Origin of the sequence: Pseudomonas sp. St386 (assembly GCF_018325865.1) — a bacterium.
Lineage (GTDB): Bacteria > Pseudomonadota > Gammaproteobacteria > Pseudomonadales > Pseudomonadaceae > Aquipseudomonas > Aquipseudomonas brassicacearum.
Map to the genome: position 1 here is coordinate 5,545,841 of NZ_AP021900.1, position 15,938 is coordinate 5,561,778.

The window sequence follows — 15,938 nt, forward strand, 5'->3', positions numbered from 1 at the left end:
GGCGGTCAATCAGTCGCCATAGATATCCGACTTGAAATACTTGCCCTGGATCTTCTGATACTCCCCATTGGCCCGAATCCCATCGATGGCCTTGTTCAAATCCGCCACCAGTTGGGTATTGCCCTTGCGCACCGCGATACCGGCGCCTTCGCCGACGTATTTGGGGTCCTTGAGCTCGGGGCCGACAAAGGCGTAGCCCTTGCCACGAGGCATCGACAGAAAGTCTTCCAGCGGGATGGTGTCGGCGAAAATCGCGTCGAGCCGACCGGACGCCAGGTCCATGTAGATTTCTTCGTTGTTGCTATAGCGCTTGACGATCACACCCTTGGGTTCGAGGACTTCAGTGGCGTAGCGGTCAGTGGTGGTGGCCCGCTGCACACCGACGGTCTTGCCCTTGAGGCTGGCGTACTGGTCATCGACCACCGCCCCTTCCTTCATGACCAGGCGCGATGAGGTGAAGTAGTACTTGTGGGTGAAATCCACCGATTTCTTGCGCTCTTCGGTAATGGTCATGGACGACAACGCCAGATCGATCTTCTTCACCTTGAGCGCCGGAATCAGCCCGTCGAACTCACCCTCGATCCACTCGCACTTGACCTGCATCTGCGCGCACAGGGCATTGCCGATGTCGTAGTCGAACCCCTCGATCTTCCCTTCCGAGGTCTTGGAAGCAAACGGCGGATATGCCGCCTCGATGCCGATGCGCAAGGTTTTCTCAGCGGCGAACAGGCTGCTGGAGGCCAACAGGCTCAAGGCCAGGCCGGTGATGAGGGGGAGTTTTTTCATGATCGATCTCTCGCGGGTTGTTGTTGGTTTGGCAGAGAAAGGTGGGGCGATGACTTTATATGTACTTATAAATCCATATTGGACTTTAATGTACACACCGTCAATCGGTAGGCAGGGGAATGTGATGGGAGGTTGATGGCCTCATCGCGAGCAAGCTCGCTCCCACAAGGGACCTTGTGTACAACGAAGATCCACTGTGGGAGCGAGCTTGCTCGCGATGGCGACTTATGGCTTGCGAAAAAACAACAGGTTGCTTACTGCTTCCAGCGATCCGCCGCCGCATGGTCACTGTCCCGCCCTTCAACCCAGCGCGGGCCGTCGACAGTGTTTTCCTTTTTCCAGAACGGCGCTCGGGTCTTGAGGTAGTCCATGACAAAGGCGCAGGCGTCGAACGCCGCCTGGCGATGGGCACTGGCGGCACCGACGAAGACGATCGGCTCGCCCGGTTCCAGGGCACCGATCCGGTGCAGCACCTCCAGCTTGAGCAACGGCCAGCGCTGCTCGGCCTCGGTGGCGATCTTGCCCAAGGCTTTTTCTGTCATGCCTGGGTAATGCTCCAAGAACATCCCGGACACATCGAGGCCGTCATTGAAGTCACGCACGTAGCCGACAAAACTCACCACCGCCCCCACGCCGACATTGGCCGCGTGCATCGCGTTGACTTCGCCCCCCGCGTCGAACGGTTCGACCTGCACACGAATCGCCATGGTTCAGCCTCCGGTCACGGTGGGGAAAAACGCCACTTCGTCGCCGTCCGCCAGCGGTTCGTCGAGCTGGCACAGGTCTTCATTGCGCGCGCACATCAGGTTTTGTTCCTTCAGCACCTCGGCCCCGTCACGCAGGGCAAGCAGCACGCGCACATCGTCGACCGTGGCGAAATCGCCTTCCACCTTTACCGAATCCACGCCAAGCGCTTCACGGTAACGGGCAAAGAACTTCACGTTGATTTTCATGACGCATCCGCCTGGAAATGGCCGCTCTTGCCGCCGAGTTTTTCCAACACCCGCACGCCTTCGATGGTCATGCCACGGTCGACGGCCTTGCACATGTCGTAGATGGTCAGTGCGGCGACGCTGGCGGCGGTGAGCGCCTCCATTTCCACGCCGGTCTGCCCCGACAGTTTGCAACGGGCGACGATGCGCACCCGGTCCTCGCCTTCGGCATTGAGCTCGACCTTGACGCTGGTGAGCAGCAGCGGGTGGCAGAGCGGAATCAGGTCACTGGTTTTCTTGGCCGCCTGGATGCCAGCAATGCGTGCGACGGCGAACACATCGCCCTTGGGGTGACCGCCGCTGACGATCATCTGCAGCGTGTCGGGCAACATGCGCACAAAGGCCTCGGCCGTGGCTTCACGGAACGTCACGGCCTTGTCGGTCACGTCGACCATGTTGGCGCGACCTTGGGAATCGAGATGAGTCAGCACAGGGTTACTCCTGATCGGGAGTGTCGATTGTAAACCCGTGGGTCAAATTCCGGCAGGCTTGATTGTCGCACCTGCAATTTGCAAAACACCGGAGATCCCTTGTGGGAGCGAGCTTGCTCGCGATGAGGGTGTGTCAGGCACCTATTTTTATCTGACACACCGCCATCGCGAGCAAGCTCGCTCCCACAGGGGTTATATGTCAGGCAGAAAAAAAAACCGGGCGACCATAGGGTCGCCCGGTTTGGCTGGGGTTACAGGTGGGATTCGGCGTATTCGGCCAGGATCGAGCGCGGTACGCCCTGCAGGGTGATGTGGACCCCGTTGGGGAAGTCCTTGAAGCGTTCGGTCAGGTAGGTCAGCCCGGAGCTGGTCGCGGACAGGTAAGGGGTGTCGATCTGCGCCAGGTTACCCAGGCACACCACTTTGGAACCGGCACCGGCACGGGTGATGATGGTTTTCATCTGGTGCGGGGTCAGGTTCTGGCATTCGTCGATCAGGATCAGGCTCTGCTGGAAGCTGCGCCCCCTAATGTAGTTGAGGGATTTGAACTGCAACGGCACTTTGCTGAGGATGTAGTCGACGCTGCCATGGGTGCTTTCGTCATCCATGTGCAAGGCTTCGAGGTTGTCGGTTATCGCCCCCAGCCACGGCTCCATTTTCTCCGCTTCGGTACCGGGCAGGAAGCCGATTTCCTGGTCCAGGCCCTGCACGCTGCGGGTGGCGATGATGCGCCGGTAGCGCTTGCTGACCATGGTCTGCTCGATGGCAGCGGCCAGGGCCAGAATGGTCTTGCCGGAACCGGCGGCGCCGGACAGGTTGACCAGGTGGATATCCGGATCAAGCAAAGCGAACAGCGCCAGGCTCTGATAGATGTCACGGGGCTTGAGGCCCCAGGCTTCCTGATGCAGCAAAGGTTCCTGGTGCAGGTCGAGGATCAGCAGCTTGTCGACATGGATTTCCTTGATCCAGCCGACGAAGCCTTGTTCGTCGATGATGAACTCGTTGATGTGCACGGCCGGCAGGTTGTCGATCAACTGCACCTGGTGCCAGGTGCGGCCGTGGTCCTGGCGGGTCTCGACCTTGCTCACACGGTCCCAGAAGGAGCCGGTCATGTTGTGGTAGCCATTGGGCAACAGCGAGACGTCGTCGACCAGTTGGTCGGTGCTGTAGTCCTCCGCCGCGATCCCGCAGGCGCGGGCCTTGAGGCGCATGTTGATGTCTTTGGTCACCAGCACCACGGCCTGGTCCTTGGTGCGCGCGTGCAGGTCGATCAACTGGTTGATGATGATGTTGTCGTTCAGGTGTTCAGGCAGCACCAGGTTGGGTTCGGTGCGCTTGCTCATCAGGATCGAAAGCAGGCCCTTGGGGCCACTTTTGCCGCGCTGGATCGGCACGCCGAGCTCAACGTCCTCCGGAGAGGCGTCACCCAGGGTCTTGTCGATCAGGCGGATCGCCTGCCGGCATTCGGCCGCAACGCTGTGGTGTCCGCTCTTGAGCTTGTCCAGCTCCTCAAGCACGGTCATCGGGATGGCAACGTGGTGTTCTTCGAAGTTCAGCAGGGCGTTTGGATCGTGGATCAATACGTTGGTATCGAGTACATAGAGGATTGGCTGGTTGGAGGAAAGGCTGCGTCCGTGGTCATCCATACTCGGTCACCTATGTGGGGGCCATTCGACGCAATACCGTGACAGTGCTGCGCCTCGAGGTAGCCACCGAATTCACCCGCGACGATTCAGGTGAACTGCACACAATCTGGGTCTTGGAAGACGCCACCTGTGTTGCAGGTTTCGGCGGTCTGTCTTCTTGATACTCCAAAAACCATGACAGGAAAAAGCACTTTGACGCTTTTTTGAAGTTTATTTTTCAGAGTGACGAATAACCCTTGGCGTACCGCCATTGCGCCGTTAAAGTCGGAAGTCCGGTTGTCATGAATGTGCGCCGGTTTTTTCTCGTCCCCCAATGTTTCCGGGCCTTTTCAGGTTTCAGCGAAACGCTTCCTGGCAGTCCGCCCAACCGATCCCGCTTTGCGCCGTCTGCGTCATCAACCAGGGCATCGCCGTTTTCACCCCATCCTGCTTGGCATTGAAATTGATCACCCCGTGGCGCCACAGCAGCATCAGGGTCAGTACACGCTGGGCGCTTTGCTCAGGCTTGAGTCGATTGTTGCTGTCCTGGGGATCGATGTCCCACAGCGCCACTTGCAAGCCCTGCTGCTGGAAGAACGCTTGCGCATCGCCGCGACGCTGGCCTTGGGGCGGACGGAACAGCGGCACGAAATTTTCGGGCAGCTTGCCCTTGACCAGCTCGACACTGCGCCGGACCGAGTCTTGCCAGTCCTGCCAATAACTGTGGGAGCGGAACTCCCAGCCCTGCACGCCCACGCATTGTCTCGAATACAACGCCTGGAGATTGTTGACCGAGCCCTCTTGCAACCGCGCCTGGATATCCTTGCCCAGCACGAAGAAGGTGCCATTGATGTTCGCCTTGCGCAGGTATTCGGCCAACCACGGGGTGTTGTCCGGCACAACGTTGGCGGCGCTGTCGAAGGTCAGCAGGAACAGGCGGTCGTTCATGCCTTCGCCGTTGCGTTCGTAATCGCCGAAACGTTCGATTTCGCTGCTGGTTTGCGGAAAAAGCGCGGCTTTACGCAGCAGTTCGTCGCGGTATTGGGTATGAAAGATCTGGCTCGGCGCGGCCCACTTGATGTAGTAGGAATTGTCATCCAGATGGAATCTGCGTGCCTCTTCGCGCAGGGTCGCCATGTCCTCGACCAGGTAACAGAAGGAAGCGTCCTGATCGCAACTGCGTTGGGCAAAGTTGTAGTTGGCCAACAACCGCTGCCACAGCCGGGCGCGAAGCGCGTCGATAGCAACCATATTGACCGAACGCAGCCCCAGGTACTGCTTGAGCGCAATTTCGTCCATGGCATCGACGTCCAGCAGGACCCGGGCGAACATCAGGATCTCGGCCCGCGAGGCCACGTCGAACAGCGTCGGGCTGGTGAGTTGTTCCGGCCAGGTGCTGCGGTCCAGGGTCGCGACGTCGTTGAGCGCGGGCGCGGCAATTGCACCCAGGCTCAACAGCCAGGCCGATAACAGAAGAGCGATACGCAAAAGGGATGTCTCCATAACGAAACCCGCGCGGCATCATAGCCGATCCTGGCGCAATACCCTTGTGATCAGAGGACTTGGGGAGCAGACCTGTGGGAGCAAAGCTTGCTCGCGATGCAGGCGACAAGGTCCATTTGCAAGATTGCGTCATCGTTCATCGCGAGCAAGCTTTGCTCCCACAGACTTTGCTCCCACAGATCCCTCACCACAAATGCCCGTCAATACTCGCCCATCCATCACCTATCACCCCAATAGCTGGAGTCCACCCGGACAACCCCCTAGAATCGCCGCACCCTCAAGGAGACGATTTCATGCTGATGGTGATTTCCCCCGCCAAGACCCTCGATTACGAAACACCGCCGGCCACCGCGCGTTTTACCCAGCCGCAGTACCTGGATCATTCCCAGGAACTGATCGAGCAACTGCGCGAATTCTCCCCGGCACAGATCAGCGAGCTGATGCATGTCTCCGACAAGATCGGCGGCCTCAATGCCGCGCGATTTGGCAGTTGGACACCGGCGTTCACCCCAACCAATGCCAAGCAGGCGCTGCTGGCCTTCAAGGGCGACGTGTACACGGGCCTCGATGCGCAAAGCTTTGGCGACGCCGACTTCGACTACGCCCAGCAACATCTGCGCATGCTCTCTGGCCTCTATGGCCTGCTGCGGCCACTGGACCTGATGCAACCCTATCGCCTGGAAATGGGCACTAAGCTGGCCAATGCCCGGGGCAAGGACCTTTATGCTTTCTGGGGCACGCGCATCAGCGAATGGTTGAACGAAGCCCTCGCCGACCAGGGCGACGACGTACTGCTGAACCTGGCTTCCAATGAATACTTCTCGGCGGTCAAGCGCAGCGCACTGAAAGCGCGCGTCATCGATACCGAATTCCGCGACCTGAAAAATGGCCAGTACAAAATCATCAGCTTCTACGCCAAGAAAGCCCGGGGCCTGATGAGTCGTTTCGTGATTCAGGAAAGGATCAACGACCCTGCGGCACTCAGCCAATTCGATGTACAGGGCTACCGCTTCAACGCCCAACAGTCGAGCCGGGACAAACTGGTTTTCCTGCGCGATCACGCCCCTGAATAAGGCATAACCTTATACCGCCCCCTGATCGGGGGCTTCGATCATCTGCCTACTTGTCATCTTAGTTCCTCGCCCACCTCGCCATTTTCATGGCGCCAATAAATCGCCCCACCCCTGCGCTAACTTTTCTTTCACTCGACACTCGTCAGTTTTTTGCGTAGTGGCACCGATTTTTTTCATCGGTAGTGGCACAAAACTATCTACCCCTTCTAACTCCCCATTAATAAAGGGCGAAACGGTAAGTGCCATCATATTGAGGCCAGTGCCATCTTCGATAATATTTCGAAAAATTTCGAAAATCGCGATGAGCGGATCGGAACTATGTGAAATTGCATGGCTCATACCATCCGTAACGATTCTCGGCGAGCGTGTACGAGATAACTTACAAAGGACGACGAACGGATTAACCAAGTTGTCACGACAACTTAGTCAAACGGTCGTCTAATTGGATCCACCCTTAAAGGATGGGAGATAAAGCACCATTACTATCCCCTACAAGGCCAAGGCTGCGCCCCTATAACGTGCTCACCCGAGCACACAAACTTTTGATTTTGTGGGCTTTTTGCCAGGGATCGAAAGTGAAGGACCTTTGCACGAGCGTTCCCGATAACGAGGACTGGCTGCATAACAGGGCAGGTCATAACAACTAGGCCACATTGCGCACAACTTGAGTGCATTTATTTAGACACTCGGAACTTAGTATGCCTGCACACGGCATTGTGGCGCCTGCATTCCACACTTCCGAGTGCACTATGACCGCTGAACACTATTAACTCCGGCCATTTAATGGCGTGAAAAACAGAGGGAAATGCGATGCGCATTAGCATATTTGGTTTGGGTTACGTCGGTGCAGTATGTGCCGGTTGCCTGTCTGCACGGGGCCATGATGTAGTTGGCGTAGATGTCGCCAAAGACAAAATCGACATGATCAACGCTGGCAAATCGCCAATCGTTGAACCGGGTCTTGGCGAGCTATTGGCGCAAGGCATTCAAACAGGCCGGCTGCGTGGTACCACCAACTTCGCCGAAGCCATTCGCGATACTGACCTGTCGATGATTTGTGTCGGTACACCAAGCAAAAAGAACGGCGACCTGGAACTGAACTACATCGAAGCCGTGTGCCGCGAGATCGGTTTTGTCCTGCGTGACAAGACCACCCGCCACACCATCGTGGTTCGTAGCACCGTATTGCCGGGCACTGTGGCAAACGTCGTCATCCCGATCCTGGAAGACTGCTCCGGCAAGAAAGCCGGCGTCGATTTCGGTGTCGCAGTCAACCCTGAATTCCTGCGCGAAAGCACCGCGATCAAAGACTACGACCAGCCGCCGATGACCGTTATCGGTGAGTTCGACAAAGCCTCTGGCGACGTTCTGCAATCGCTGTACGAAGAGCTCGACGCGCCGATCATCCGCAAGGACATCGCCGTTGCCGAGATGATCAAGTACACCTGCAACGTGTGGCACGCCACCAAGGTGACCTTCGCCAACGAGATCGGCAACATCGCCAAGGCTGTCGGCGTCGATGGTCGTGAAGTGATGGATGTGGTCTGCCAGGACAAGACCCTGAACCTGTCCCAGTACTACATGCGTCCAGGCTTCGCCTTCGGCGGCTCCTGCCTGCCCAAGGACGTTCGCGCCCTGACCTACCGCGCCGGTTCCCTGGACGTGGAAGCGCCGCTGCTCAACTCGCTGATGCGCAGCAACGAATCCCAGGTGCAGAACGCCTTCGACATCGTTTCCAGCCACGACAAGCGCAAAGTCGCCCTGCTGGGCCTGAGCTTCAAGGCCGGTACCGACGACCTGCGTGAAAGCCCACTGGTAGAACTGGCGGAGATGCTGATCGGCAAGGGTTTCGACCTGAAGATCTACGACAGCAACGTCGAATACGCCCGCGTCCACGGTGCGAACAAGGATTACATCGAGTCGAAGATCCCTCACGTCTCGTCCTTGCTCAACTCCGACTTCGACTCGGTGATCGACAGCTCCGACATCATCATCCTGGGTAACCGCGATGAGAAGTTCCGCGCGCTGACCGAGAACGTACCGGAAGGCAAGCAGGTCATCGACCTGGTCGGCTTCATGTCCAAGGCCACCAACCCGAGTGGCCGGACCGAAGGCATCTGCTGGTAAGTCTGTTTGCCGGCCGGGGCATGCCCCGGCCGGCCTTTCGCCTGCCTTAACCCATCGGGCCGCCCACAAGGCCCGCCCGAGATAGAGACGGATGCAGATTATGCACAGGCTAAAGCACGGCCTGCTTCAGGCCGCCGGTTGGCTGTTTTACTTGAGTTTATTGATGGGCATCGCCATGGCGCTGCCCACGTCCACGTTCGACTCCGAATCCAAGGACTTCATCTTCCTGATCGGCGCCGTGGGCATCTGGCGTTACTCCATGGGAGCAACGCATTTCGTGCGCGGCATGATCTTCCTGTACATCGTCTACCCGCACCTGCGCCGCAAGGTACGCAAGCTGGGCAAGGCGGCGGATCCGTCCCATGTGTACCTGATGGTCACCAGCTTCCGGATCGATGCGCTGACCACCGCCCAGGTGTATGGCTCGGTGATTCGCGAGGCCATCGAATGCGGGCTGCCCACCACCGTGGTCTGCTCCATCGTGGAAATGTCCGACGAACTGCTGGTCAAGAGCCTCTGGGCCCGCATGAACCCACCAGCGCGGGTCAAGCTGGACTTCGTGCGTATCCCTGGCACCGGCAAGCGCGACGGCCTGGCCTACGGTTTCCGCGCCATCTCCCGCCACTTGCCGGACGACCGCGCCGTAGTAGCGGTGATCGACGGCGACACCGTGCTCGCCGAAGGCGTCGTGCGCAAGACCGTGCCGTGGTTCCAACTGTTCGGCAACGTCGGCGGCCTGACCACCAACGAGTTCTGCGAAGTGCGCGGCGGCTACATCATGAGCGAATGGCACAAGCTGCGTTTCGCCCAGCGTCACATCAACATGTGCTCCATGGCCTTGTCCAAGCGCGTGCTGACCATGACCGGCCGCATGTCGGTGTTCCGCGCCACCGTGGTCACCAACCCGGACTTCATCGCCGACGTGGAAAGCGACTCGCTGCAACACTGGCGCCTGGGCCGCTTCAAGTTCCTGACCGGCGATGACAAGTCGAGCTGGTTCAGCCTGATGCGCCTGGGTTACGACACCTTCTACGTGCCCGATGCGGCGATCAACACCGTTGAACACCCGCCGGAGAAGAGCTTCATCAAGGCCAGCCGAAAACTGATGTTCCGCTGGTACGGCAACAACCTGCGGCAGAACTCCCGGGCACTGGGCCTGGGTCTGCGCCGTCTGGGCCTGTTCACCTCGGTGGTGCTGTTCGACCAGCGTGTGTCGATGTGGACCTCGCTGCTGGGCCTGACCGTGGCACTGATCGCCAGCTTCAAGTACGGCACCGCGTTCATCCTGGTGTACCTGCTGTGGATCGGCATCACGCGGTTGATCCTGACCCTGTTGCTGTCGTGCTCCGGACACCGGATCGGCCCTGCCTACCCGGCGATTCTCTATTACAACCAGATCGTCGGTGCCCTGGTGAAGATCTACGTGTTCTTCCGCCTCGATCAACAGTCCTGGACCCGCCAGCCCACCCACCTGACCCGTGATCTCGCCAGCTTTCAACGTTGGTTCAACACTTGGTCGTCTCGGACCATGACCTTCTCCGCCGGCAGCATTTTTGTCGCCGTGCTGCTGACGATGGTCTGACCGGACTTGAATGAATTAACTAGGAAATCGCCCCTATGAACACCGCCGTGAATGTCAACGTAGTGCATGAATCCGAAGCCCAGCGCCAACACGCCAGGGTCAAAATCCCGGCCAAGCTGCGCTTCTTCGGTCCTGACCGTACGCCGATGGAAGTCAAGGTCCTGGACCTGTCCGCCGGCGGCCTGAGCTTCAACGCCGGCCAGATGCCTCTCAAGACCGGGGAGTCCTACAAAGGTCGCCTGCAGTTCGTCATCGACAACCTTGGCCTGGCCATGGACGTGGAATTGCAGATCCGTTCCTACGACCGCCAGACCGGCCGCACCGGTTGCCAGTTCCAGAACCTGGAGCCTCGGGACATCTCGACACTGCGTCACATCATTACCTCGCACCTGGCCGGCGACATCGTCGGTGTCGGCGATGTGCTGGCGACCCTGCAGCGCGATAACTTCACCAAGGCTCGCAAGCAGAAAGACGAAAACGGTGGCATGAGTGCCTTGGGTCGCCTGCGCGCCGTGACCTTCAGCCTGGGCGTCTTTGTCGTTGGCCTGGCGGCGTTCGGTTTCATCTTCAAGTCGGTGTACGGCATGTACTTCGTCAGCCATGCCCAGGCCGGTCTGGTGAATGTACCGGGCATGGCCATCACCATGCCGCGCGACGGCACCGTGCAGAGCCTGGTCAAGGCCGACGGCGCGGCCGCCAAGGGCGCCCCGCTGGCGACCTTCAGCACCAGCATGCTCGACGTGCTCAAGGGTCACCTGGACGACAACCAGTTGCAGCCGGCCAAGGTCGAGGAACTGTTCGGCAAGCAAATGACCGGTACCCTGACGTCGCCGTGCGACTGCATCGTGTCCCAGCAACTGGTCGCCAACGGCCAGTACGCAAGCAAGGGTGACGTGATCTTCCAACTGGTCCCACGGGGCACCGAGGCCAACGTCGAAGCGCGCTTCTCCTATCGCCAGTTCGGCGACGTGCGCCCAGGTACGCCAGTCAACTTCCAGGTCGCCGGCGAAGACACCACCCGTACCGGCAAGATCGTCAGCAGCACCAGCCTGAAAAGTGCCGACCTGTCCTCCGATATCCGTGTGCTGATCCAACCTGACGAACCCCTGGACAGCTCGCTGGCCGGCCGTCCGGTAGAAGTCACCAGCGACCGTGGCCCGAACCTGAACTGGCTGATCGACAAAGCCATGGCCGTCGGTATTTAAGTCGAGGATATGCCCGTGACCATTATAAAAATCCTGAACACCCCACAGACCCTGTGGGAGCGAGCTTGCTCGCGAAAGGATCAACGCGGTCAGGATGCTATGCCGCAAACTCGTTCCCACATGGGAACTCTGTGTGCCCTGGCACTGGCCGTCAGCCTGGCCGGTTGTGCCGGCCTGCCCGATCAACGCCTGGCCAATGAAGCCCTCAAGCGCGGCGACACGGCGCTGGCGCAGCAGAACTACCAGCAGCTGGCCGACCTGGGCTACAGCGAGGCCCAGGTGGGCCTGGCTGACATCCAGGTGGATAGCCACGACCCCGAGCAGATGAAAAAAGCCGAGGCGACTTACCGCGCCGCCGCCGATATCTCGCCACGGGCCCAGGCTCGCCTGGGTCGCCTGCTGGTGGCCAAGCCCGGTTCTACCGAAGCGGAAAAACACGAAGCCGAAGGCCTGTTGAAGAAAGCTTTCGCCAACGGAGAAGGCAACACCCTGATCCCGCTGGCGATGCTGTACCTGCAATATCCCCACAGCTTCCCGAACGTCAACGCCCAACAGCAGATCAGCCAATGGCGCAGCGCCGGTTATCCGGAAGCGGGCCTGGCGCAGATTCTGCTCTACCGCACCCAGGGCACCTACGACCAGCACCTGGACGAAGTCGAGAAGGTCTGCAAGGCCGCGCTGGCGACCACGGACATCTGCTACGTCGAACTGGCCACGGTCTATCAGAAACGCGGCCAGCCGGAACAGCAGGCCGCACTGCTCAAGCAGATGCAGGACGGTCATGCCCGTGGCGTCGTATCCGCCCAGCGCGTGGACAGCGTCGCCCGTGTCCTGGCCGACGCCAGCCTGGGCAAGACCGATGAAAAGACCGCCCAGTCGTTGCTCGAAGGCATCGCCCCTGGCTACCCCGCTGCCTGGGTCAGCCTGGCGCAACTGCTCTACGACTTCCCGGAACTGGGTGACGTCGACAAGATGATGCAGTACCTGGAAAACGGCCGCGCCGCCGACCAGCCGCGCGCCGAGCTGTTGCTGGGCAAGCTTTACTACGAAGGCAAGTGGGTCCCGGCCGATGCCAAGGTCGCCGAGGCACATTTCCAGAAAGCCGTGGGCCGCGAAGTGGCCGCCGACTACTACCTCGGCCAGATCTATCGCCGCGGTTACCTGGGCCAGGTGTACTCGCAAAAGGCCCTGGACCACCTGCTCAAGGCCGCCCGCAACGGCCAGAACAGCGCCGACTTTGCCATTGCCCAGCTGTTCTCCCAGGGCAAGGGCACCAAGCCCAACCCGGTCAACGCCTATGTGTTCAGCCAGTTGGCCAAGGTGCAGAACACCCCGCAAGCCACCGAGCTTGCCCAAACCCTCGAAGCACAATTACCGCCGGAACAACTTGCACAAGCCCAACGCCTGCTACAACAAGAGCAGGCCATTCGCGGCGCTATGAGCCCCGATACGCTTGAACTGCAAGCCCTAAAAGAAGATGACGGCGAGGAACCTCTATGAAGCTTTTGAAGCTCAACCCTTTTGTGCAGGCTGGTATTGGCCTGTCGTTTGCCCTGCTGTGGTCCTGTCCGACCCTGGCGGCACTGACCGATAGCAAGAATTTCGGCCTGGAAGTGAAGATCACCGGGCAGTCCGAAGATGACCGTGACCTCGGCACCCAGAGCGGTGGCGACGTCAACGGTGTCGGCCTGGACCTGCGTCCATGGGTCTACGGTGAAAGCGAAAGCGGCGCCTGGAGCGCCTACGCCATGGCCCAGGCCGTGACCTCCAGCGACATCATCGAGACCGACACCCTGCAACAGTCCGATGGCAGCACCCAGCAAACCGACAGCGGTGACCGCGAAGCCAAGAAAAGCTACCTGGCCATGCGCGAGTTCTGGATTGGCTACCGCGGCCTGACCCCCTACCCGGGCGAGCAGTTGAAGTTCGGTCGCCAGCGCCTGCGCAACGACGACGGCCAATGGCGCGACACCAACATCGAAGCCTTGAACTGGACCTTCGATACCACCTTGCTGCGGGCCAACCTCGGCGTGGCCGAACGGTTCAGCGAGTACCGTACCGACCTCAAGGAATTGTCCCCCAAGGACAAGGACCGCCTGCACGTCTATGGCGACGTGGGCTACCAGTGGATGCCAGGCCAGTGGGCCGGTATCCGCGCCCACCACTCCCATGACAATGGCAGCCTCGATTACCCGACCCCGGGCGAAGCCACCGACACCCTGGACAAGACCCAGAACGGCGACATCTCCTGGCTCGGCCTGGAAGCCAACAGCGACGCCTACAACTGGCGCAACACCAACACCGTCAACTACTGGGCCAGCCTCACCGGCATGAGCGGCGAGCGCGACACCGTCAACCCGCTCAACGCCGACGGCACGCGCCCGACAGAAGCCAAGCACAGCGATGACGTGGACGGCTGGGCCACTGACCTGGGTATCCGCCTGCGTCTGGACCCGCAATGGCAAGTCGGTGCGGCCTATGCCCGCGCCAGCGATGAGTACCAACAGAACGGCCTGCAAAGCAACCGCTCGAACTTCACCGGCACCCGCTCGCGCGTGCACCGTTTCGGCGAAGCGTTCCGTGGCGAAATGGCCAACACCCAGAGCGCCAGCCTGTTCGGTTCCTGGCAACTGCGTGACGAATACGACGCCAGCCTTGTGTATCACAAGTTCTGGCGCGTGGACGGCAACAAGCCAGTGGGCAGCAACGGCATCAACGCCGTGGAAAACAACACCGACGACGTGACCGGCGCGATTCTGTCCACCTCGTCCCTGCCGCTGAATGACGGCGAAAAGGACCTGGGCCAGGAAGTCGATCTGGTCGTCACCAAGTACTTCAAGCAAGGCCTGCTACCGGCCGCGCTGAGTCAATCCATTGATGAGCCGTCGGCGCTGGTGCGCTTTCGTGGCGGCGTGTTCAAGCCAGGCGACGCCTACGGCAAAGAGGTCGATTCGTACATGCATCGCGCCTTTGTCGACGTGATCTGGCGCTTCTGATGCGAATGGCCATGGGAGTGCCCGAAATGAACCGCTACCTCAGGAACAGCCAGGCGATGAAAGGTTCGATCAGCCTGTTGGTCGCAGCGATGCTGCTGGCCGGCTCGCCGGCGTTCGCCAACGTTGAACCGGTGGTCAAGCCGGGCAACGTGGTCAAAGGTCTGCAACAAGCCAAGACCTACACCGTCAGCAGCGCGCCGATCGCACCACTGGAGCTGGCCACGCCGACCCTGCCCGACCTCAAAGGCTATACGGCCGAAGCGGTCGCGGCCAAGATCGTGCGCAGCAAGCCCGGCAAGATCAGCGTGCGGCGGATGATGCAGGAAAACGCCTTGAAGGACTTCATCGGCGGTGACAACAAGATGGCCGAGTGGGTCGTGCGTCAGCACGGCATCCCACAGGCCATCTTCGTCGACGATGGCTACATGAACCTCAAGGACCTGGCCAAGAAGGTGCCCAAGTACGTCATCGAAACTTCGCCAGGTGTCTACCTGGCGAAGATTCCGATCGTGGTCGGCCAGAAAGGCATCCTGGAAATCGACAAACAGACCCAGGAACTGCGCCTGTCCCAGGAAGGCGGCGCGTTCCTGGTCAACGATGGCCATATGTTCATCCGCGACACCAAGGTCACCGGCTGGCGTGAAAAGGACAACGGCCCTGCGACCTTCCGTTCACCCAAGGAATTCCGTCCGTTCCTGCTGGCCTGGGGTGGCACCGAGACCTACATCGTCAACACCAAGATGGCCAGTTTCGGCTACTCCAACAGTAAGTCGTACGGGGTGAGTATTTCCCAGTACACGCCGAACATGGCCAAGGTCCTCAAGCGCCCGGAACCGACCGGCTGGATCATCGGTTCCGAGTTCTCGGACATGTGGTACGGCTTCTACTGCTATGAAACCCGCGACTTCGTGGTCAAGGGCAATACCTACAAAGACAACATTGTCTACGGCATCGACCCCCACGACCGTTCCCATCGGCTGATCATTGCCGACAACACCGTCTACGGGACCAAGAAGAAGCACGGGATCATTATTTCCCGTGAAGTCAACGACAGCTTCATTTTCAACAACCGCAGCTATGACAACAAACTCTCGGGCCTGGTGATCGACCGTAACAGCGTGAACAACCTGATCGCCTACAACGAGATCTACAAGAACCACACCGACGGCATCACGCTCTATGAGAGTGCTGACAACCTGCTGTGGGGCAACAAAGTGATCAGCAACCGCCGCCACGGCATCCGGATTCGTAACAGCGTGAACATCCGCCTCTACGAAAACGTGTCCATGGCCAACGGCCTGACCGGCCTCTACGGCCACATCAAAGACCTGTCCGACACCGACCGTGACATCAAGCTCGACCCGTTCGACGCCGAAGTCTCGCTGATCGTGGTCGGCGGCGAACTGGCTGCCAACGGCAGCGGCCCGCTGTCCATCGACTCGCCGTTGAGCGTCGAGCTGTACCGCGTGTCCATGCTCGCACCGACCAAATCCAGCGGCATCAGCTTCTCGGGAATCCTCGGCGAGCGCCAGGATGAAATTCTCGACCTGCTGGTGCGCCAGCAGAAAGCCGTGCTGATCGACCCCGTCGAACGCCAGACCGAAATGCGGGACTGAGG

The 15,938-nt window shown here is 59.8% G+C and carries 14 protein-coding genes; 7 read left to right on the forward strand and 7 right to left on the reverse strand.

Features of this window, described 5'->3' with window-relative positions; all coding sequences use genetic code 11:
* Positions 1-9: 9 nt before the first annotated feature.
* From KI235_RS24485 to KI235_RS24510, 6 genes are all read right to left on the reverse strand, one after another.
* On the reverse strand, positions 10-786 hold the full coding sequence (locus tag KI235_RS24485) for an ABC transporter substrate-binding protein (protein ID WP_003205308.1): 777 nt from the start codon (positions 784-786) through the stop codon (positions 10-12).
* Positions 787-1,040: 254 nt separating this feature from the next.
* Positions 1,041-1,493: a molybdopterin synthase catalytic subunit MoaE gene (gene moaE, locus KI235_RS24490; RefSeq protein ID WP_003205309.1), complete on the reverse strand. Its 453-nt coding sequence runs from the start codon at positions 1,491-1,493 to the stop codon at positions 1,041-1,043.
* A 3-nt stretch (positions 1,494-1,496) separates the two neighbouring features.
* Positions 1,497-1,739 (reverse strand): MoaD/ThiS family protein, encoded by a 243-nt coding sequence (locus KI235_RS24495; protein WP_003205310.1) that lies wholly within the window; start codon positions 1,737-1,739, stop codon positions 1,497-1,499.
* The gene (gene moaC / locus KI235_RS24500; protein WP_003205311.1) at positions 1,736-2,209 is read right to left on the reverse strand and encodes a cyclic pyranopterin monophosphate synthase MoaC; all 474 of its coding nucleotides are present in this window, start codon (positions 2,207-2,209) and stop codon (positions 1,736-1,738) included. The genes KI235_RS24495 and moaC overlap by 4 nt, the downstream gene beginning before the upstream one ends.
* A gap of 251 nt (positions 2,210-2,460) precedes the next feature.
* Positions 2,461-3,855: a PhoH family protein gene (locus KI235_RS24505; RefSeq protein ID WP_003205312.1), complete on the reverse strand. Its 1,395-nt coding sequence runs from the start codon at positions 3,853-3,855 to the stop codon at positions 2,461-2,463.
* A gap of 336 nt (positions 3,856-4,191) precedes the next feature.
* Positions 4,192-5,322: a polysaccharide deacetylase family protein gene (locus KI235_RS24510; RefSeq protein ID WP_003205313.1), complete on the reverse strand. Its 1,131-nt coding sequence runs from the start codon at positions 5,320-5,322 to the stop codon at positions 4,192-4,194.
* Positions 5,323-5,630: 308 nt separating this feature from the next.
* Between KI235_RS24510 and yaaA the strand changes: the two genes are divergently transcribed.
* A complete protein-coding gene (gene yaaA, locus KI235_RS24515; RefSeq protein WP_028236670.1) occupies positions 5,631-6,410 on the forward strand; it encodes a peroxide stress protein YaaA in 780 nt (259 codons plus the stop codon).
* 84 nt (positions 6,411-6,494) lie between these two features.
* Here yaaA and KI235_RS24520 read toward each other — a convergent pair whose 3' ends face one another.
* On the reverse strand, positions 6,495-6,749 hold the full coding sequence (locus tag KI235_RS24520) for a hypothetical protein (protein ID WP_146002231.1): 255 nt from the start codon (positions 6,747-6,749) through the stop codon (positions 6,495-6,497).
* Between the two features lie 471 nt (positions 6,750-7,220).
* Between KI235_RS24520 and KI235_RS24525 the strand changes: the two genes are divergently transcribed.
* The 6 genes from KI235_RS24525 (at position 7,221) to algG (ending at position 15,936) form a co-directional block, all read left to right on the forward strand.
* The gene (locus KI235_RS24525; protein ID WP_003205315.1) at positions 7,221-8,537 is read left to right on the forward strand and encodes a nucleotide sugar dehydrogenase; all 1,317 of its coding nucleotides are present in this window, start codon (positions 7,221-7,223) and stop codon (positions 8,535-8,537) included.
* 97 nt (positions 8,538-8,634) lie between these two features.
* Entirely contained in the window at positions 8,635-10,119 is a 1,485-nt protein-coding gene (gene alg8, locus KI235_RS24530) for a mannuronan synthase (protein ID WP_172681418.1), read from the forward strand.
* 35 nt (positions 10,120-10,154) lie between these two features.
* Positions 10,155-11,324 carry an alginate biosynthesis protein Alg44 gene (locus KI235_RS24535; protein WP_003205317.1) on the forward strand — a complete coding sequence of 390 codons (1,170 nt, stop codon included), beginning with the start codon at positions 10,155-10,157 and terminating at the stop codon, positions 11,322-11,324.
* Positions 11,325-11,339: 15 nt separating this feature from the next.
* Positions 11,340-12,824 carry an alginate biosynthesis TPR repeat lipoprotein AlgK gene (gene algK, locus KI235_RS24540; protein ID WP_003205318.1) on the forward strand — a complete coding sequence of 495 codons (1,485 nt, stop codon included), beginning with the start codon at positions 11,340-11,342 and terminating at the stop codon, positions 12,822-12,824.
* A gap of 5 nt (positions 12,825-12,829) precedes the next feature.
* On the forward strand, positions 12,830-14,320 hold the full coding sequence (locus tag KI235_RS24545) for an alginate export family protein (protein WP_027911418.1): 1,491 nt from the start codon (positions 12,830-12,832) through the stop codon (positions 14,318-14,320).
* Between the two features lie 26 nt (positions 14,321-14,346).
* Positions 14,347-15,936 (forward strand): mannuronan 5-epimerase AlgG, encoded by a 1,590-nt coding sequence (gene algG, locus KI235_RS24550; protein WP_027911419.1) that lies wholly within the window; start codon positions 14,347-14,349, stop codon positions 15,934-15,936.
* Positions 15,937-15,938: the final 2 nt, after the last annotated feature.

Excerpts from the sequence above, each read along its gene's own strand:
- KI235_RS24495 (WP_003205310.1), bottom strand. The coding sequence starts at position 1,739 with ATGAAAATCAACGTGAAGTTCTTTGCCCGTTACCGTGAAGCGCTTGGC.
- KI235_RS24535 (WP_003205317.1), top strand. The coding sequence starts at position 10,155 with ATGAACACCGCCGTGAATGTCAACGTAGTGCATGAATCCGAAGCCCAG.
- KI235_RS24525 (WP_003205315.1), top strand. The coding sequence starts at position 7,221 with ATGCGCATTAGCATATTTGGTTTGGGTTACGTCGGTGCAGTATGTGCC.
- KI235_RS24485 (WP_003205308.1), bottom strand. The coding sequence starts at position 786 with ATGAAAAAACTCCCCCTCATCACCGGCCTGGCCTTGAGCCTGTTGGCC.
- KI235_RS24505 (WP_003205312.1), bottom strand. The coding sequence starts at position 3,855 with ATGGATGACCACGGACGCAGCCTTTCCTCCAACCAGCCAATCCTCTAT.
- KI235_RS24520 (WP_146002231.1), bottom strand. The coding sequence starts at position 6,749 with ATGAGCCATGCAATTTCACATAGTTCCGATCCGCTCATCGCGATTTTC.
- algG (WP_027911419.1), top strand. The coding sequence starts at position 14,347 with ATGAACCGCTACCTCAGGAACAGCCAGGCGATGAAAGGTTCGATCAGC.
- moaE (WP_003205309.1), bottom strand. The coding sequence starts at position 1,493 with ATGGCGATTCGTGTGCAGGTCGAACCGTTCGACGCGGGGGGCGAAGTC.
- yaaA (WP_028236670.1), top strand. The coding sequence starts at position 5,631 with ATGCTGATGGTGATTTCCCCCGCCAAGACCCTCGATTACGAAACACCG.